The sequence below is a fragment of the Endozoicomonas numazuensis genome (genome assembly GCF_000722635.1).
Classification (GTDB): Bacteria; Pseudomonadota; Gammaproteobacteria; order Pseudomonadales; family Endozoicomonadaceae; genus Endozoicomonas_A; species Endozoicomonas_A numazuensis.
The window spans coordinates 1,129,003-1,147,458 of record NZ_JOKH01000001.1 but is presented as its reverse complement, the minus strand read 5'-3'; the positions used below and the strand labels follow the sequence as shown (position 1 = coordinate 1,147,458).

The following is an 18,456-nucleotide window of genomic DNA, read 5'->3' as shown; positions in this document are numbered from 1 at the left end:
AGTGATATTCCCACGGAGGTGGGACTCCACCACGAACAGTGCCTTCCCATGGATTTATCACCGCATTTGAATCATGACCCTGCCTTGTGAACTTGAACTACAATCACCATCCCGGTTTATAAAATTCCATTGGTGAACTTTCATGGGTGAACTTCCACAGGTAAACATTGTGCTGAAAAGAAATCGAGCATTAACCATGATCAGCAAACTGGCCGGGCTGATGCTGGGCGTTCTGGCCAGCATCAGCCACGGGATAACCGAAGGCAGTGGCAAGCCTGAAGACGTAAGGTTTATTCCCGGCCCGGCGATAAAGTTCAACTCCACTGAGTTGATGGAGCTGGATGAAGAAGGCAGAGCCTATGGGTCGCCAGTTTGGGTGACAGCGCTCCGCTTTAAACCGGACGGTTCTGAATTGGTGATGACAGGGTCCACAGTAATTGGCATTCAACAAACGTTTGTTCAGCGTTTCAATACCAGTGCTCTCACCCCTGCCCAGAAAAACATTCATCGGCTTAGACATCAACATTTGACATCAGCTACGTTACGGAAGGCAAGTATCTGTTCGGGGGGGGGCTGTATAGCAACTGGTAGACGAGATTATTTATACTCCTTTCTGGCCTCAACCGATGAGGGCGATTTAATGGAGCAATACGTTGTAAATTTTGCAGATTCAACAAATATTCGCGCTCACACCTACATTCTGGATGATACCTGGTTGGCATACGGTCGCGAAGGCCAGCTATCACTGATAAACCCGGCGAACCAAACGGTCAGTATACCCTTGCCGGGCGCATTCCCCAGTGACGTGTATGCACTGGACAGCCAAGGGCCATGGCTGGCTTCGGGTGACGGGGATGGCGAGATCCGGGTGCATAACCTCACCCACCTCAGTGACATCAGCTACGTTAATATAACGGCGCACAATGATATCGTGCAGGATCTCAGCTTTAGCCCCGATGGCACCCGGCTGCTTTCTGGCGGTGACGATGAACGGGCACGCCTCTGGCTCAGGGAGGCTGAGGGTCATTTTACCCTGATTCAAAACATGACATTTGATGCGGACGCCCGCGTTGTCTTGTACCACCCCGGTGGCGAACATTATGTGGTGGCCGAAGGCCCCAGGGTTCACCTGTATGAGGCCACAAACCAGACCCAGCTCGATACCCTGACAATGGCAAACAATATGAGTGAGGTGTATTCTCTCGCCTTTCACCCCAATGGCACCTGGCTGGCGGTAGGCAACAGGCAAAGCGACCTTGAGCTCTATTCTCTGGAAGGACTGCCTGAACTTTCTTTAACCGAACAGCCAACCTTGCAGCCAACTTCGACGGTAACGATGGTGGTGGTTAGCTCTTCTGTCGCTATAGACGACAACCAGCCCACTTCACCGAGCCCTNGGTTTGGCCATCAGGTGGAAAGGCTTTTTCATACTACAGCTGCCTTGGGTGAAAGGTTGTTCTTGTTTTGGGTTCTGGACATGTCTTAAGGACTTGTGATCTACAGGTCTATTGTCAGAAGACATGACGCTCATGACCGATGGTCATGAGTCAGGTGTTGTAAGTCGCACGACTTAAAGTGTTTGCGGTAAATATCAACACCAAGGCATTTTCATACGTGTTTTTTAGGTGCAAGTACTTATCTTTTGTGTCGAAAGGTTAAGATCTTGATCAGGGAAGGTGTGAGTCAGTCCTGTGGTGCTCTGGCCTGCCAGGGGAATTTAGAATCAAGCCAGTCTTTTACAGACATGTTCTTTTGCGGGCAGGCATGGAGCAGGTTTATACAGCCACTGCCCAATGGTGTATGAATACGGCAGATTATGCTCAAAAGAAGACGCTTCCCGCAGCTACAAGAGCTGCGATTGAGAACGGTTTGATGCAAGTGGGCCAGTACCTGGAAAGTATTAACAGTCTAAGATTGCCACCAAACGCTATTCATAAAGCTCTGAGGTTAATAACTTCAAGGAATGAGCGGAGAGAGGTAGCCTAACTCTTTAACAGCCTATCTACCACCACTCCTGCTATGCCCATCTGGCCCTGGTGACCAACCTGGTAGCGCCTCGTGATGCTTTTTTCAACATCAGGGGTCTGTTAGGACTACCCGTGAATATGACTTATACCAATCAAATTTTCAAACCCCGTTATGAGCAAGCCATTTGAGTCCAATAGGCAATACCCACAGGGCATAAAGGCGGGGTGAGGAGTCATAGCCGTAGCTATGGCGACGATCCCCAACGCAGAATATTGGACTCAAATGGCTGCACAATAGGGGATTTTGAAAGTGCGATTGGTATTAATCACCCTTTCTTGGAAAAAACTTGTGGCGAATCCAGCCACGCAAAGTATTGCCTCCGGAAACGTAACGCTCCAGGTCTACCTGCATCTGCAGGAAACGATCACTGTCTTTAAACAGGAATTCCCGCTTTAACATTCGGCGATTGGGGTTTAATTTTTTTATCTCTTTGGCCGGGTTGCCACCTACAACAGTATTGGGTGGCACATCTTTCACTACTACTGAGCCAGCTGCAACGACGCTGTTTCTGCCTATGGTGACGCCCTTACCGACTTTGGCACCGTGCCCGAGCCAGACATTGTCTTCCAGAACAATAGGCTTACTGCAGCGAAAAGGCCGCAGACGGTTATAGAGACCATGCCAGTCGCTGTCGGAGATATAGCAGTCGGCTGCAAACATGCAGTTATCACCAATAGAGATGCGATCTGCTGAGGAGATACTGGTGCCGGGAGAAATCAGGCAGTAACTGCCAATATCCACGTTACCCTGAATACCCCGCCCACTCCAGGTCGTGATGCTGACCGGATTATGACGGGTACTCAGCATATACAGAGAGTCGCCAATGGTAATATTGGCACCGTTGACATCCACCGTATGCGGATGAACGACCATGGCATTTTTACCAAGACGATCAAAATGTTTGCTGAAGTAATGACGGATATAAAAGCGGTCCCAGCTCTGAATCAGCTGCTTCAGCCAAAAGGGTTGATGATTTTTACGCACTGCTCAAGCCTGATTTGTTATTATGCAGAAGTACCTGGACAGGTACTTAGAGCCAGTCACTGACTGAGCTACTTCTGACTTATTAAAATGAAAAAACGAAACTATGCCTGTACAACTGCCACTCAATATCGATTCTGTTAAAGGCTTTCTGGCACCAGAAGAAGGCGAAGCGCTTTACCAGTATGCTCTGGAAGCCAGTCAATTAGGCCCCTGTCTGGAAATTGGCAGCTACTGTGGCAAGTCTACGGTTTACCTGGGCGTTGCCTGCCAGCAAAATAACAGCGTGCTGTATGCCGTTGACCATCACCGGGGCTCAGAAGAGCATCAGTTGGGCGAAGAGTATCATGACAGCGACCTCTACGATGACAGCATTCAGTTGATGGACAGTTTTAAAGTCTTCCGAACCACAATGCGTGAAGCCAGACTGGACGATACTATTGTCCCCATTGTTGCCCCTTCAGCCGTTGCCTCTCGTCATTGGGCCACCCCTTTGGGTATGGTATTTATTGACGGTGGTCACAGTGAAGAAGCCGCCCAGACAGACTTTCGCAGCTGGGTCAGCTTTATCAAGCCCGGTGGTATTCTGGCAATACACGACATCTTTCCCAATCCGGAAGAAGGTGGGCAGGCTCCTTACAATATCTGGAAGCTGGCTAAAGCTTCCGGACTGTTTGAAGAACTGCCCATGGTCAACACCCTGGGATTGTTCCGTCGCCGTTAATTGTTGACCGCTGCCAGAGCCTCTTCGGTTTCTGGCAGTTCCACTTCTGGCCTTATGTTCAGACTGGACTCCAGGAACAGACGTGAAGCAGCGGTGTGTTCGGTCAGAGCATCCGCTGCCAGCAAAATAGCACCGGCTGTCCAGGCGGTTTTCTCTTCTGGCCAGATAACGTCTTCAGCATATTGGTAACCAGTCCAGTATCCGCCATCACTGTCGCGCCAATTGTGCAGCCAGCTGTAGAGTTGTGTGGCTTTCTTTTTTTCTCCGGCAGCCAGCAGAGCCATGGTCAGTTCGCAGGACTCGGCAATAGTAACCCAGGGCTGATCGCTGACACAGACACAGCCCATATCCTTGCGGACAAATTTGTCCCAGAACTTCTGCAGTCGGTCACGGGCTTCCTGACCTCGGAATACACCGGCCAGAATCGGGTAGAACCAGTCCATGGAGAATCGGTCTTTGCTTTCCCAGGTGCGATCAAAGTTTTCAGGATGATATTTCAGTGCCTGCCCCAGCTGTTGCCAGGCTTCGTGCCAAGGCTCAACGTTCTTATTCAGCGCTTCGGCGATCAGAATGGCACACTCAAGGCTTTTGAGAACAGAAGAACAGCCCGTGATCAGAGCGTCTTTCTCTGGCTGACCCTGTTCCATTACTGCCCAGTAGATTTCGCCGGTAGGTGATTGCTGTCTGAGTACAAACTGGATGGCACTGTTGACCATTGACCAGTTTTTTTCCAGAAAGGCGGTATCTTGAGTGATCAGGTAATGATGCCAGACGCCGGTCGCTACATAGGCGACAAAGTTTGTTTCTCTTTTATCACTGTAGAGCGGCTTACCGTCCTGATAGTTTGCAAACCAGCTGCCATCTTCCAGCTGTTGCTGTCGCAGCCAGTCATAAGCTTTTTCAGCCTCTGGATAATGGCCGGTAATGCTCAGCCCCATAGCGGCTTCGGTATGATCCCAAGGGTCCAGTTTACCGTCGGTAAACCAGGGAATGCTGCCGTCTTCCAGCTGAACAGAGAGAATATAGTCAGCGGTTTTATTGAGAAAGTCTCTTGGGAATATGCCTTTGGTCAGCAACAGGCTATCCATGACAAACCTCCTTGTTTGTAGCGTTGGATTGACCTTTGCCAGGCTCCGCCTCGAAATACATCACCACACTTTTGCCCAGAACCGGGTCGAGCAGCTTCTCTGTAATTCGAGTTACCTTGGGCTTCTCCATCAAGTCCCACACCAGCAGTTTGTGATATTGATCGACCAGCCTGGAGGGCTGCTCCCATTTCCAGCATTTCAGCCACCAATAGGGAGAGTGCAGGGCATGAGCCCAGTGTCGTGAGTAACGGCGCCAGCCTAGCGACTCAATATCGTGACGAAGGTGAGTGGAGTTGAAGATTCGGATATGACCGCCTTCAACCTCATGGTAGGCCTTACTGAGGCGCCAGCAGATTTCTTCTGGCCAGGCTCTTGGTACACTGACGGCTAACAGCCCATCGGGCTTCAGAACGCGCTTGATTTCAGCCAGAACACCCTGGTAATCCGGAATATGTTCCAGCACCTCGGAGCACATGATTTTGTCAAAGGTATTGTCTTCAAAAGGCAGCTCAAGCGCATTGCCCTGAATAAACTGGATACTTCGGCCCTCTTGCGAGCCTTGCAGATAATCGACCGCTTCCTGTTGTTTATTGCGGGCAGTCTGCAGATCTTTCTCGCACAGATCCAGGCCTGTGACGTCCACTTTGGCTTCCAGCCAGGCTGCAATGGAATGACGGCCCTCACCGCAACCCACGTCCAGCACTTTATCGCCATTGCGCAACTTCAGACGATTAAAATCTATGGTTTGCATCTTGTTTCACTTATCCTCGGGCATCATCCGCTGACAGATGTAGTCTGTTGGCTCAGGGCTGTCTGTTGGCTCAGGGCTGTCTGTTGGCTCAGGGCTGTCTGTTGGCTCAGGGCTGTCTGGTTGAGATCTGCATCGGCATTGTCTGTGTCTTCTAACGCTACTGGCTGTTGTTCAGTATCCAGCAAGTTCAGGTAATACTGGCTGAACTGTCTGGCAGCTACCTTCCAGCAGAAGGTGTCCAAAATTCTTTGGCGACCCAGCTGCCCGTATTCGGCCCGCTTTTCAGGGCTTTCCAGCAGTGTTTGCAACGCTTTTGCCAGCGCTTCGCTATTGCCAGCCTTAACGATCAGGCCTGCATCACCTACGACTTCTGGCAGGGCGCCACCGTCTGAGGAAATAACAGCACAGCCGCAGGACATGGCTTCACCGGCTGGCAGGCCAAAACCTTCATAGAGTGAAGGTGATACAGCGATTGCTGCTTCAGAGTAATGCTCCACCATTTGTTCGGTGGAAATCCCCGACACAAACTTTACGGCGGATCCCAGGTTAAGTTGCTTGAGCTGCAGTTCTGTCTGACCGCCTTCTTTTAGCTTACCTACGACCAGAAGCTCCAGCTCCGGATAATCGGATTTCAATAGAGCCATGGCTTCGAGCAGGTATTTCAAACCTTTGAGAGGCTGGTCCGCAGAGGCCGTTGTCATGATTCTGAATGGCTTTCGCTCAATATGAGGCTGGGGAGAGAAAGTATCAGTGTCTATACCGTTGTATATCAGGCTGATGTCGTCAGCTGAACGACTGAATGCCTCCGCTATATCACCGCGAGATTGCTCTGAAACAGTGACAATGTGCTTCAATCCACGAACGACTTTACCTTGCATACCCAGGAAGGAGTACCAGCGACGAGTTAGCAGGCGATGTTTCCAGTCAGGGGCGGCATCCAGAGCCAGTTGTCGGTCACGGGTTATTGGGTGATGGACCGTAGCGACTACAGGAATGCCCTGTTTTTGCAGGTCCAGCAGACCATAACCGAGGCTCTGGTTGTCGTGAATAATGTCGTAGTTGTGACCATTTTTACGCAGATATTTCACTACACGACGGGTGAAGGTATAAGGCTCGGCAAAGCCTCCGGTCAGCATGGCCCACCATTCAAAGAAATCAGACCAGGACTTAAGGTGTCTGGGTCTCAGTGCGGTCACATGGCTTTCAACACTGAACAAGTCCAGGCTGGGGATCTCAACCAGGCCAACCCTCGGGTCCAGGTCAGGGTAGGGAGGGCCAGAAATAACGTCTACTTTATGGCCTGCTTCTACCAGAGCTTTACTCAGATATTTCAGGTAAATGCCCTGGCCGCCCACAAAAGGGTGGCTGCGATAACCCAGCAGACAGATATTCAGAGATCTGGCGGGTTTTTTGGGTAACTCAGACGACAGGGTGCTGGCTGTCGTCAGTGTGTTGGGTAGTTGTTCTTGTATGGTCATTGGATAACCTGTCACCAGACTGGGTTCTGGGGTCAGAAACAGCGTAGTTTGCCGGGTGTGACGGGACAAAGGCCACATGTTTTCTGCCCGTATCGTTTATGCTGGTGAGTCCTTTCTGTCAGATTCGGACAGGGTACAGTTAAGATTGTTGCTTTAAAGCGTCCAGATGAACTAGAAGGCTGACTGAGAATAGTGCTTGCACATAAAATTCAGTAGAACAATCAGGCTGTTCTTTCTGGATTTTTGGCCGAGTTGCCTATTCCCGGTCAGGCTCCTGAAAATAACCGCTGGATTTCGGAGTACTGTATCGATCCCTGTAGTTCACTCTGCACATGCTTTCCTAAGCAAAGCATGAGCAGGTGTTATAGGTTCCCCGTTGGTGGGTTGTTACTGACCACCGGAGTTGGGGCAAAATAACATAAACTGAAGCAGGCGTGAAATGACAGCTCTATATAGATAGTCGTGTAACGGGCGCCAGTTTGAGGTTAAATAACACCATAAAGAATAATAACAATCAGGATGTTGAAAGAATGAGCAATGCCCAAGCCCCTGCCAGACAGGCTGCCACTGTCGTAATCCTGCGGGATGGCCCCAAAGGACTTGAAACTCTGATTATGCGTAAAAACAGCCGGGCAAATTTTCTGGGCGGGTTCTGGGTTTTTCCCGGTGGCTCGGTAGAAGAGCAGGATCAGGCTGAATCAGAACAGCAAACATTAAAAAACGCAGCTGCAAGAGAAACACTGGAAGAAGCCGCTCTGACCATCAACCCCGATGAACTGGTGTATATCTCCCGCTGGATCACTCCGGAAACTGCACCCAAACGATTTGATACCCACTTTTTCCTGGCACCAGCCAACTCCAGTGAGGTCATTGTTGATGGAGGAGAGATTGTCGATTCTGACTGGGTAACTCCGACAGAAGCCATCTCAAGGCAGGAAGAAAAAGACATAGAAATGATGCCACCCACTCTGGTGACCTTTCATTGGTTACAACAATGCGCATCTGTGGCTGAAGCTATACAACACTTTCAAGATAAAGAGCCATTGACATTCTTACCCAAAGCCAACTTTGCCGATGAGCAGCTAGTAATGCTTTATCCCGGTGATGCGGGTTATGAGTCGGGTGATCCTGATGTGGCTGGTGCCCGGCATCGTTGTTTGTTGGTTGATGGGTGTTGGCGGTATGTTCATTCGAGTTGAATAGAGTTCTCTTTACTGCTTGAGCATTTATAGCTGAACACAGTAAAGAGAGCTTAATATCAAGGGAGGGTAATTTGATGGAAACACCATAAGCTGGTAAGAAATCTTCTTTAACCTATTGATATTAGGTTCTAATTTTCACCATAAGCTGGTATGTATTTTAACCATATGCTGGTAAATTACATCGCTTTAACACCATAAGCTGGTAGTTTCCTGCAAGCCATAATATAAAACTATTGATCGTAGACTCTGAACTTTGGTCCTATCATAGAATGCCTATCCGCAATTCAAATAAGACCTTTGAGGAAATCGATATCTGTAAAAATTCATCTCCACATCGAGAGCAAATTTTTTTAACCACAAAAAAACGTTACTGGAAAATGACTTTCAACTGATTTAAGCCGCAACTGGATAACTTCTTCAACACTGAACCAATCGCCTGATCCAAACTAAGGTGCGTTCTTCTGAGTCTCAAAGAAACAGCACCATCTGTTTCACACAGCAGCCCATCACTGCAGCCTGACTCATAGATAGTTTTTTCTAAGTCATTGGTGATTTTTTCAACACTACTTATGACAACAGTAAAACTGTAATCAGAGACTTGAAACCCTGGTGCAATCTCTAAAGAATTTACTTCTTCCAGCTCCTGCCTATTGGCTAATGTGAACGGGTACTGAATAGGATCCAGAAAGCCTGCACCAGAACAGTCTACACGCCACTCTGCAAGTAAATATCCTGCAAAACCCGCAGTCACAGAATAATTTTTGATCCCGTCACGAGGTAAACCATAATCTCGTTCAATGCTCTCTTTTGATGGATGATAGGGATGGGCTCCAATCGATAAGATAACCTGCCTTGACCATTCCTCATCGACTGGAATAGTAATTCGTTGACTTTGAGTATCCAAACTTGAGGATATAACTCTAGTTAGTTTCAGAGTTATAAATCGCTGTCGGTTGATCTCATACACACGGACATATCGAAACCCGCTGGCTACGAAAAGGGCAATGGGCACGACTAAGCGCTCTAATCCATTGTTACCTGAAGTCTGATATAGGAGTTGGACAGGTTTCTGCGCAACTAATGCACACGTAATGGGAGCAATAACCTCAGCTTCAAGCGATTTGTAACTTAAAGGTTGGTTATGCCCATAGTTGGGTTTATCAACCCAATGCTTCACCAAGGAGCTGGTCATTAAATCCAATGCTACTTCAGGGTTATGATTGAATTTTGGCTTGTAATTTTCTCTGGCCCAGTAGCCTTCCCTACCACGACTTATTACACAGTCGGGCTCTTTCAAGCTACTTGTGAAGGCTGAAATATCTCGGCTAGCAGTGGCTACTCCTACGCCAAAAACAGAAACAAGGTCGCTGCGAGACAGTCGGCCGGTAAAATAAAGCATTTGGTCAATGAATACATGCCTTGGGCATGCCTGAGCTGAATCCATTAATTTAATCACTAACTCCAGAGGTTAATCAGACATAGCTTTCATAGAGACAAGTCTCAAAGATAGCATTAAATGGTTAAAAAATAAAAATTTGATTCGTTTTTTTGACGTTTATCGTATCATTTGATACGATAGGGTGGTTGTTGATACCTTGGTAATCGAGACACATGAGTCAGAAAATTGCATCCATGCTGGATCTGATTGCAAACGGAGAGCCCATCAAGTGGAATGTATTAGTAAGAGCTTTTGTTAAGGAAGGCTTTAATCCACCCGAGATAGAAAGGATTCTTGTGCCTGCTGTGGGGAAGGGACTAGCTCTTGTAAGCATAATTGATCACAAAGAATTTATAGCCTTGCGCCGGCGTTATCCATCGAGAAACCTGAGATCTAAAGCGACGGCTGCTTTGTCGGGTCATAGTCACGATGCTAAGAATCGTGCCTCTTTGCTGAATATATCGATTCCGTATTCTGAACACCCTGTATGTGCAACCGCTTTAAGTGAAAAGGGCTGGATTTACCCTTTTAGAGAAGAAGAGTTCGGGCATGATGCGGTAATAGTTGAAAACCTAGAAAATTTTCTCCACAGTGACAAAACTCGCCGCTTTATAATTGAGACCTTTTCTCTGAATGCATCTGATCCACTTGTCTTGATTTGGGGGGGAGGCAAGGCCGCTGAAAAAAAACAACACATTGAATTTTTCCAGAGATTTAAACGCATTCATGTGCTTCCTGACTTGGACTATGAAGGACTAGCCATTGCGGCACGTTTAGCAAAGAAACTGAACAACTTCGGTGAATTTCTTGTACCAACTGATATAGGTGTTTACCTATCTATATCATCTCGCCACATGTCTCCCGAAGAATCCGAAAAGCTCCAAGAATTAGCCACAAAAGAACCAAAACTATCAACTGTCATCGGTAAGCTTGTTAATGCAGAGCTTACCCTTGAGCAAGAAATTTATTTACTGGAGCCAGGGGATTATGGCCACACTTGATGCTTTTGCAGATGCCAAAGAATATCGCTTCAACAAAATTGTGCTTGTTCATTCAGCCAGTGCTGCGTACATAGAGCTCCCCGTCGATGTTTCTCTTGCTATCTTGGGTGGGAACAACAATGGCAAAACAAGTTTACTTCATGTGTTTCTGCTCTTTCTGCTGCCAGAAGTAAACTTCAAGGAGTGCAGTTCCAAATTTGGATTTCAGTCCAACGGAAATGAACACTCTGGCATAGACTCATTTAATTATTATTTTCCCTCCCCAGACAGTTACATCATCCTGGAAGCCGTTAACCCAAAGCATACATTCTGTGTTGTATTGCACCAGAGCAGAGAGCAATTAGGCTATGGACGCATTGCAGTACCTAAGCCTTATGCAGATATTGAACACCTTTTTTGGGACAAGCGAAGCCCTGTAAATAATGGTGCAGGAGCCCCTCGTTTTGATATTGGGTTCACTGATATTCAGAAGGCTCTATTAGATTTTGGGGGCTCAAAACAGACCCAGCGCACTCAGCTGAAAGAACAGCTTTATAACCGAGTACAGGTTGGTCGTAGTGACACCCAATACTGTCTTGTTCCTCTCGGTAATGCATCTGATTCATCTATTGCCGCTCTTAAGACATTATTACAGCTATCCGCTGGCCTACTTCCCAAAGGTAATGGTCTGGCCAAAGCAGTTGCAAGCGTTATAAGCAGCTCCATGAGTTCATCCAGAGACAAGTCTGAAATTGATTTTGAGAAAATACAGGAGGAACGGGCAGAGCTGAGAGGGAAGCAGGATCACATACAGCGGCTTAAAAATAACAAATGTACTTGGGATGCTCTCACTGAGCAACGCCGTCAATATGCGTCACTGAAAACCCAAGTGACCAAGGATTTGTGTTCTTTGTACCAGAAGGCATTAGATCAGCAGACCTATCATTCAGAAGTGGTCACTGAAAACGTTGAACAGCTTCAAGATATAGGCAATGAGATTGAGATGTTAAGGGAGCAAAAGAAGCTACTTGCTGATCAGTTAAAGAAGGTTGAGATTTCTCTCGGAGTAGCCTCAGAAGCAGTGAGTAACAGTCAGAAGAAAGTTGATCGAGCGCTGAACGCCATCCGTTCCAACATGCCTGTAGTACAGAGCAGTGATCACCATGACATCATCAATTATCTGACAGAGTGTAAACGAGAGTATGAGCAGAGGCTTGATGCGCTTCGGGATATCGATAGTGCCCAGACTCGTCTAAAGGCTAACATTGCCCGGCAAAATAAAGTCCATAAAGAAATAGAAAATCTGGACACTCTTCTAAGCTCTGACAGAGGGCTTCTTGACGAACTAGACAGCCAGACAGGGTCTCTAATTTATTCCGTTAACTCCAGTTTCAGTCATGTTCGAGCACTTGATGACCCAAGTGTTATTGATGCCTGCCGCCATTTTGCCAGCTCACTGGGGCAAGATGGCAAACAGTTGACTATTGGTGGCGTTGCAATACCGAATGTACTCTTTACCGAGCACAGTGCAGAAACTATTCGCTCTGAGCAAAAGATGAGGAAGCAATCGCTGGTGTCGGAAAGTGTCGAGCTGGATCTTAAGATATCCAAAGACAATAAGTTCCTGCAGGGGAGTGAGATAGAACAAGCTGATGAGCGGAAAGAGCTAAAAAAACAGATTGATGAAATTACTGCAGAAATTGCAAGTATTTTTGGACTCAATGAAAACGAAGAAAATCTAGAGGTCAGCTCAGAAAAGGTAGAGCTGGAAACTCAGAGAAAAAATGATTTGGCTGCCCAGATCATGGGTTTGAATGAAAAAATCAGCACCCAGAAGAATTTGCACAGCAATACCAAGCAAAAGGCTGAAATTTCAAGACAGGCAAACTCACAGCTTAAAAATAGCCTTGCCACACTTGAGCGTAATTGTCATCAGCTCATCAATGGTGCCTTTGAGCACACGGCTGTTCCAGCACCCGCGACAGTAAAGGATGCGGAAGCTATCGACGAAGAGTCGAAGAGTCAGGATAAGATCATTAGTGTTGACCTGGCATCTGGTCGGAATCATTGTATTCGCTTGCTTCAGGAGTTGGTTAAAACTGAGATTGTTTCAGGTATCGAAGACGCGGCTTATACGGTTGATCTGAGTAGTGCAAATTTTGAACAGGCATGCAATCGTTTACACACTGAATTTCACAATCTAGATATGTACGAACAGGAGCTTTCAGACAGAATTAAAACGCATAATGCGAATACTTCTCGAGAGATCAGCCTGCTTGAGCAGATTAATGGCGGAATTGGAGCATTCACCAATGAGATTAATCAGTCATTTTCTGGTGTTCAGGTATCAAACCTGGAATCCGTCGAGCTAAGGATCCAAAAACATCAAGGTTTTACGACCCTGATTGATGATGTTTCGCATTTCCGTACAGATATGGACTCACTGGCCTCCGACTCATTCTATGAGCGCCTAAGAAACTTCAGCGATACCTATCTGCAAAAGGGGCGAAAAAAAGGACTCCTGGATATTGAGAGCATTGTTACAGGTGTTGAGTACATTTACGGATTTAAAGGACGACAGGAAAAGACTCAGCAAAGCAATGGTACGACCATAATGGTCAACACTGTTGTATTGAGCATACTGCTGGATAAGCTGACGTCTGGTGATCTCAAAATGAGAATGCCAGTGATCTTCGATGAGGCTGCTGCCATAGATGAGAATAATCTGCCCGCGTTGCACGATATTGTGCAACGTGTTGGGCTTACATTGTTGGCAGCCACACCTCACTTCCAGATGCATATTAGCAAAACGCTTGGTGAGTGGTGCTATCTCTTTGATCAAAAAGTAACTGATACTGAGCAGGTCGGCGCGAAGTGTACGACGATATACCACAGTAATGGGGAATACCTCAGGCGCATTGAAGGAGACAGCCAGCCCCAGAAGTCTTCGGAAGATCCACTGATGGCAGAGAGTGAGACTGAATGAGCACAGCTACACATCTCACCATTGCCACTATTTTTGAAAACAAACGCTTGTTCTTTGAACTTATGGATCGCCACAGTTCAGGCAGTCATGCCAGTGGCTTTTTGTTCTTGATATCTGAATACGATCATGCTTTGACTGTGGCCAGCAGTAGCATGGATGCCGCAGCCAGATACAAGTTCATTGATGCTCTTTCTCTCGACAATCTGAAATACAATGATTTGCTTGAAACCCTTGATTATAACGAAGGGCGCTTTTCTCTTAATGCTCATGTTGAAGGGCTGCTCCGTCAGCTCGAGGCCAAGCGAATTCGCGAGCTTTCTGATTACGATCTCAACCTACTCGTTAGCCAGATTGATGGAGCTTATGCAATGGCGATGAATGTAGGTCACCATCACAGTATCGATTTGAGCTATCAAGAAATGTTCGAAGCAGTCAGGGATACCTTCTACAGTGTCGCTGCAAAGCTGAGGGTCAATGTTAAATCGCTAAAGGGGCATGCCGAGCAACTGAGCAAAATTGTCGACTCGGTTGATTTTTCTGTTGACGGTCAGTATTTGCAGTACCGAGAAACCATGGATCGGATTTCGCAGTTATACCAACGTAACGTGTTGCCAACCCTTTTGTTTCTGGATCCCTCCCTAGATATCAAGCGTACTCCAAGTAACAGTGCAATTGTCACCATTCATCGTGAATCAAACAAGGCTCCAATGAAGGTGATGAAAAACATTGTTGATCATTTTGATCTGTTCAAAGCACACGAGCAGTCCCTGATTCTTAACCGGTTGCTGTTAGATATTAAGAGTTTAGGTCGTGATATAGTCCTAGTGGCTGAACAATTGAGCCGCTATCTGAAAATGGATGAAGAAGATCGCCACTTCTACAACGTGGCAGAGGAACGCTTCAACCGCCTGAAAGATGTAGTTCGCGAAAACCAGCGCGGACAGCAGAGGGGCTACTTGCTGCAACCGACAGATCTAGTTTTTAAAGACGCAAAGATTCTTGGCTTACTCAAGGCCTATGGCCACCGGAATTCTCAGCCTGTCAACTGGGTCAAAGAGTCGGCATTAGAGAGTTATCAGGAGTTTTTACGTGTCAGACTTGAATCTATAGCGGAGAAGGCCAAACGGGTTAAACCAGATGCAAAAGCTCATCTCACTTCAATTGATACCCGAAAATCTGAACGCCTGATGATCACTCTGGAGGAACTGAAATTACCTAACAATACTGGCGATATTCATTTGTTCCTGCATCAACATCTAGTAAACGAGATTGAAGATTACGATTTATCTTGGCTTGGCGAAGCTGTTGAGTATATTAGCAGTAAAGGTAAGACTCAGAACTCTCTAAGCTATGAATCAGAGCCACAGAAAATAGAACACAAAGGTTTTGAGCTTGGATACCGACCTAAGGTTTTTCATGCTTACGCTAAAAAGGCTGTGTAGATGGACAACATCAAAAGCAAAGAGATATACGACACCTTCATGCAGGGCGCTTTTATCAATAAAAGCAACGCGCAAGGTGATCGACTAGTACCTAACCCTTTATTTGATGAATTAGCTAACGAGTTTACACGGCAGCAGTATAGTGCTCTTTATCTAGCCATTGGATATGAGTTGAACCAGATGGGTAACAGTTTCTTCGTTAATCGAATAGGGGAATCTGGTCAGCCCGGTGAAGTAGCTATGAAGATAATGGTACTTTTTGACTTGTTACATCGAGCTATGACTTATATGTCATGTCGATATTCCCAAATTACAGAATATTCTCTTGGCATTGACTGGCCTACACTCCAGCAGTACAACCAGAACGAAGAGTTTCAGAAGATCCTTCAGGCTGTAGGCCTGAAAGATAGCTTTACTCGAGAAATAGAAAAGGTTCTATTTGCGAGGCAACTTGCTTTTAAGAACCATCGTGAACGGTTGGTTCTCACTGATGCAGGAATCGCTTTGTCTGCAGATTTCTTGAATGATACAGAAAGTGCAATAAGTTAAGCTGTAGCATCCAGACCTGATCTGACAGTTACTGGTTTCGTAGAAGGTGTCTGTCAGGTCAAGCTACGCTAAATAACGTTCTCTTCCAGATTAGTCATCAAGTAATGCCTCCATCGGAATTCTCCTTACCGTTGATGAAATTGTGAAAGAAGCCAAGCTTATGGTGTAGCACGCAGATAGGTTGGCAACACCAGCTTCTGGTGTTGCCAAAGGCCCTAATTCGTGGCCCTCCAGTATTTCCCGTATTGAGCACTATGAGATTCCGGGGTGTACTTAGGCTCCCTCACCTTGATGGTCATAGGCATTGCAAGCTCGGTTCCCACTACCAACGCTTCCCCTTGCCCAAGGCTTGGTAAAAAACTTGCTGCTGTAGCATCCAAGTCTCCACAAGCTCTTTCTACAACCGCCCGATCTTTATCATTGACCAACCTGTGTACAATCAGGGTTCCCATCTGGCTGAGAACATCTTCTGGTATATCCCTAGGTCGCTGGGTTGCGAGGACAGTAGTGAGGCCATATTTTCGCCCCTCTTTGGCGATCAGACCGAATGCATCTAGCTGGACACGGTTATTTTCATCTCCAACCTGCTTGTTGAGAAACTGATGAGCTTCATCAAGTACTGTCACCAATGGCATAGTCCGAAACTTTCCAGCTCTAGCAAGTTTCAGCAGATAGCGGCCAATAGCATTTGTGACCAGTTCTCTGGCATGCATATCAAACGGCATTGCTTCCAGAGATATTCTTAATACCTGATTTCTACTATCTACAAGAAAATCCTCGATGACTCCCGAAAGAGGTGTAGTATCTTCAGGCCTAAAAATGCAGTCTAGGTGACCTGAATTCAGGGTTGCATCAATCCGTGAAATCAAGCTAATGCAGTATCCAACCTCACCGTCATGAGTTCTTCCCCATGTAGATGGGTCAGGGTTGTTTGCATAACCACCATTAGGCCATACACATTCATTCTGAACTTGCTGAGACAGCTTGCTAATCTCAAAGTCAGCAAGTGTAGAGCTTATCTGACTTGAGTGTTCTCTTATCGCATCCAAAACAGGACGTTTCATCTGCCCTGCTTTGATAAGCTGTCCGTCATTTGCTAGATCTTCTCGGAGTTTCACTAGCTTTAGACTCTTAATCGCTTCACGCATTTTGGGAGCTTGCGCCCCTGCACTTGGCTGAAAAATAGCAAAGAGGTCTCTCTCTTCCAGCTCGTAATATGGGAATGACACAAACTCAACAGTTTCTTCATCATGACCTTCCAGAGAAGGGTTGTGGTCCCCAAGATATACACTACGAACGCCGTCTTTTTGCTTATAGAACTCTCCAGTTGCATCCAGAAGAATAGCCTTACCACCAATTCTTCTGATCTCTTCCACTATCCTTGCTACAGTCCAGCTCTTACCTCCGCCAGTTGCACCAAGAACACCACAGTGCCTTCCAAATAGCGTCTCAGGCTTGAGATTTAGAGCTACGTCCTGGGCACTGGGGAATGTCGCAAGTTTGATCGAACTTTGTGATTCGCCCGAACCGCTTTCAACCATATACTTCAGCAAACTGGGGTGAGCTGAGTACACATGTTGACCAATTCGAGGGTAGGAAATAATTCCGGGCTGCACCCTCTTGGTAGTCATATCCAGCGTTGCCAGCATCTGCACAGAGCCAATAGGGTTAGAGGTGATTTTTCTCCCCAGCTCAGCCTCTACAGTCAGACGTTCGCCCTCAGGTAGATGGACTTCAACAATGCGACCAAAAATGGCTTTTTCTTCCTGCTCAATAAAAACAAATTCCCCCACCTCTCCTGCACCAAAACGATAGCCGCTGTGGTGTCTAGCCGAAGATTCAGCCGCATAGGGAAGGTTGATACGAGCAAAGTTGGCAGAAACCTTTGTAATGGTTCCAATTTCTCTGGCTGGATCAAAGGGGCTAAACAGTGATGACATCAGCTTGCCTCCGCCATTCGCTTTACTCGCTCAAGATGCTTCTCCAGTGCGGTTTCTGCGAGAATGTCAGGCATGACCGAAACCAAATCTTCAAAAGTCCCGTTCAGCAACGCCAGTCGAGGATCGCCGTTTTCGATTAGGCTCTGAACTTTCTTCAAGTATTGATTGGTTTTCGCTATACCATCCCAGTCTTTCTCACCTTCACTTCGAGCCTTTTCTGGAGCCAGTACAGGATCACAGACAACAACCTTCAGGTTCAGATTGGAGCGCATAGCTGCAAGTATTGGTTCTGATATGTGGTTGTCATTAAAGCCGAAGCCGACGACGATTAGACCAGTGTTGGGCTTACGAATGGCAGCTTGAAAAGCGGACATCATTTCCAGATAGGGCTGCTCAAATGCAAGCTCATATTTAGTATGCCGAGGGTATATCAGAACAGGATTTTCCGGAGTTTCAGTCTTGGAAATTTCCTTGGTCTCAGGGTGGCGAGTCCAGTCTACACTGCCATGCATCTTGTATAAGTGAAATACATTGCTTATGTAATCTGGCGAGTCTGTATGCTCATCGCGCTGAACTATATCATAGCCAAAATAGCTGGCATCAAAGGTTTGCGGAAGCATATGTGAAAAGCCATCTATCACTACAAATCGACCCGCACTCCCAGCTTGCTCAAAGCACTTGTCATAGTTAGTGGTAAAGATCTTTGTCCTGACCTTACGGTTTGAGCGACGGGCGACACGACGAAGAAAGTCTGCATGAACAGGCAGCTCTGTAGATGAATCCAAAAAACAGGTCATCTGATGAACAATTTTCTCAGTCCTTTCAACGAAGGTGTTAAGCAGATCTTCATCTGCCCCTGTTATAAAGCC

Annotated in this window: 14 protein-coding genes; 7 read left to right on the top strand and 7 right to left on the bottom strand. The window is 46.8% G+C overall.

Features of this window, described 5'->3' with window-relative positions:
- Positions 1-142 precede the first annotated feature (142 nt).
- Positions 143-1,486 carry a WD40 repeat domain-containing protein gene (locus tag GZ78_RS05075; RefSeq protein ID WP_034833254.1) on the top strand — a complete coding sequence of 448 codons (1,344 nt, stop codon included), beginning with the start codon at positions 143-145 and terminating at the stop codon, positions 1,484-1,486.
- A gap of 803 nt (positions 1,487-2,289) precedes the next feature.
- On the opposite strand, the gene GZ78_RS30600 is transcribed toward GZ78_RS05075, so the two are convergent.
- Positions 2,290-3,012 carry an acyltransferase gene (locus GZ78_RS30600; RefSeq protein WP_034833249.1) on the bottom strand — a complete coding sequence of 241 codons (723 nt, stop codon included), beginning with the start codon at positions 3,010-3,012 and terminating at the stop codon, positions 2,290-2,292.
- A gap of 103 nt (positions 3,013-3,115) precedes the next feature.
- Here GZ78_RS30600 and GZ78_RS05060 point away from each other — a divergent pair, with 103 nt between their 5' ends.
- Positions 3,116-3,733: a class I SAM-dependent methyltransferase gene (locus GZ78_RS05060; protein WP_034833246.1), complete on the top strand. Its 618-nt coding sequence runs from the start codon at positions 3,116-3,118 to the stop codon at positions 3,731-3,733.
- Here the strand turns inward: GZ78_RS05060 and GZ78_RS05055 are convergent.
- Genes GZ78_RS05055 through GZ78_RS05045 form a run of 3 tightly spaced genes read right to left on the bottom strand, consistent with a single transcriptional unit; the run spans position 3,730 to position 7,050 of the window.
- Positions 3,730-4,821 carry a prenyltransferase/squalene oxidase repeat-containing protein gene (locus GZ78_RS05055; protein ID WP_034833243.1) on the bottom strand — a complete coding sequence of 364 codons (1,092 nt, stop codon included), beginning with the start codon at positions 4,819-4,821 and terminating at the stop codon, positions 3,730-3,732. The genes GZ78_RS05060 and GZ78_RS05055 overlap by 4 nt on opposite strands.
- Entirely contained in the window at positions 4,814-5,572 is a 759-nt protein-coding gene (locus GZ78_RS05050) for a class I SAM-dependent methyltransferase (RefSeq protein WP_034833240.1), read from the bottom strand. The genes GZ78_RS05055 and GZ78_RS05050 overlap by 8 nt, the downstream gene beginning before the upstream one ends.
- 23 nt (positions 5,573-5,595) lie before the next feature.
- Positions 5,596-7,050, bottom strand: coding sequence for a glycosyltransferase family 4 protein (locus tag GZ78_RS05045; RefSeq protein WP_081869718.1), 1,455 nt, complete (start codon positions 7,048-7,050; stop codon positions 5,596-5,598).
- A gap of 530 nt (positions 7,051-7,580) precedes the next feature.
- Between GZ78_RS05045 and GZ78_RS05040 the strand changes: the two genes are divergently transcribed.
- Entirely contained in the window at positions 7,581-8,249 is a 669-nt protein-coding gene (locus tag GZ78_RS05040; protein ID WP_034833234.1) for an NUDIX hydrolase, read from the top strand.
- Positions 8,250-8,619: 370 nt separating this feature from the next.
- Here GZ78_RS05040 and GZ78_RS05035 read toward each other — a convergent pair whose 3' ends face one another.
- A complete protein-coding gene (locus tag GZ78_RS05035; protein WP_236631476.1) occupies positions 8,620-9,708 on the bottom strand; it encodes a WYL domain-containing protein in 1,089 nt (362 codons plus the stop codon).
- A 176-nt stretch (positions 9,709-9,884) separates the two neighbouring features.
- Between GZ78_RS05035 and GZ78_RS05030 the strand changes: the two genes are divergently transcribed.
- The 4 genes from GZ78_RS05030 to GZ78_RS05015 all read left to right on the top strand — a co-directional run bounded on the left by GZ78_RS05030 (position 9,885) and on the right by GZ78_RS05015 (position 15,647).
- On the top strand, positions 9,885-10,691 hold the full coding sequence (locus GZ78_RS05030; RefSeq protein WP_034833231.1) for a Wadjet anti-phage system protein JetD domain-containing protein: 807 nt from the start codon (positions 9,885-9,887) through the stop codon (positions 10,689-10,691).
- Positions 10,678-13,656, top strand: a complete 2,979-nt coding sequence (locus tag GZ78_RS05025; protein WP_034833229.1) for a coiled-coil domain-containing protein — start codon at positions 10,678-10,680, stop codon at positions 13,654-13,656. Before GZ78_RS05030 ends, GZ78_RS05025 begins: the two co-directional genes overlap by 14 nt.
- A gap of 152 nt (positions 13,657-13,808) precedes the next feature.
- A complete protein-coding gene (locus GZ78_RS05020; protein ID WP_152558556.1) occupies positions 13,809-15,098 on the top strand; it encodes a hypothetical protein in 1,290 nt (429 codons plus the stop codon).
- Complete coding sequence (locus tag GZ78_RS05015; RefSeq protein ID WP_034833224.1) at positions 15,099-15,647, top strand: condensin complex protein MksE; 549 nt, start codon at positions 15,099-15,101, stop codon at positions 15,645-15,647.
- Between the two features lie 215 nt (positions 15,648-15,862).
- Here the strand turns inward: GZ78_RS05015 and GZ78_RS05010 are convergent, their stop codons facing one another.
- Both GZ78_RS05010 and GZ78_RS05005 read right to left on the bottom strand, forming a co-directional pair.
- The gene (locus GZ78_RS05010) at positions 15,863-17,587 is read right to left on the bottom strand and encodes an ATP-binding protein (protein ID WP_034833223.1); all 1,725 of its coding nucleotides are present in this window, start codon (positions 17,585-17,587) and stop codon (positions 15,863-15,865) included.
- A complete protein-coding gene (locus GZ78_RS05005) occupies positions 17,587-18,372 on the bottom strand; it encodes an SIR2 family protein (protein ID WP_161787308.1) in 786 nt (261 codons plus the stop codon). The genes GZ78_RS05010 and GZ78_RS05005 overlap by 1 nt, the downstream gene beginning before the upstream one ends.
- Positions 18,373-18,456 lie beyond the last annotated feature (84 nt).

What these genes read in the sequence shown, in the direction of transcription:
- GZ78_RS05060 (WP_034833246.1), top strand. Translation starts at nt 3,116, where the DNA reads ATGCCTGTACAACTGCCACTCAATATCGATTCTGTTAAAGGCTTTCTG.
- GZ78_RS05055 (WP_034833243.1), bottom strand. Translation starts at nt 4,821, where the DNA reads ATGGATAGCCTGTTGCTGACCAAAGGCATATTCCCAAGAGACTTTCTC.
- GZ78_RS05050 (WP_034833240.1), bottom strand. Translation starts at nt 5,572, where the DNA reads ATGCAAACCATAGATTTTAATCGTCTGAAGTTGCGCAATGGCGATAAA.
- GZ78_RS05045 (WP_081869718.1), bottom strand. Translation starts at nt 7,050, where the DNA reads ATGACCATACAAGAACAACTACCCAACACACTGACGACAGCCAGCACC.
- GZ78_RS05040 (WP_034833234.1), top strand. Translation starts at nt 7,581, where the DNA reads ATGAGCAATGCCCAAGCCCCTGCCAGACAGGCTGCCACTGTCGTAATC.
- GZ78_RS05030 (WP_034833231.1), top strand. Translation starts at nt 9,885, where the DNA reads ATGCTGGATCTGATTGCAAACGGAGAGCCCATCAAGTGGAATGTATTA.
- GZ78_RS05025 (WP_034833229.1), top strand. Translation starts at nt 10,678, where the DNA reads ATGGCCACACTTGATGCTTTTGCAGATGCCAAAGAATATCGCTTCAAC.
- GZ78_RS05020 (WP_152558556.1), top strand. Translation starts at nt 13,809, where the DNA reads ATGGATGCCGCAGCCAGATACAAGTTCATTGATGCTCTTTCTCTCGAC.
- GZ78_RS05015 (WP_034833224.1), top strand. Translation starts at nt 15,099, where the DNA reads ATGGACAACATCAAAAGCAAAGAGATATACGACACCTTCATGCAGGGC.
- GZ78_RS05010 (WP_034833223.1), bottom strand. Translation starts at nt 17,587, where the DNA reads ATGTCATCACTGTTTAGCCCCTTTGATCCAGCCAGAGAAATTGGAACC.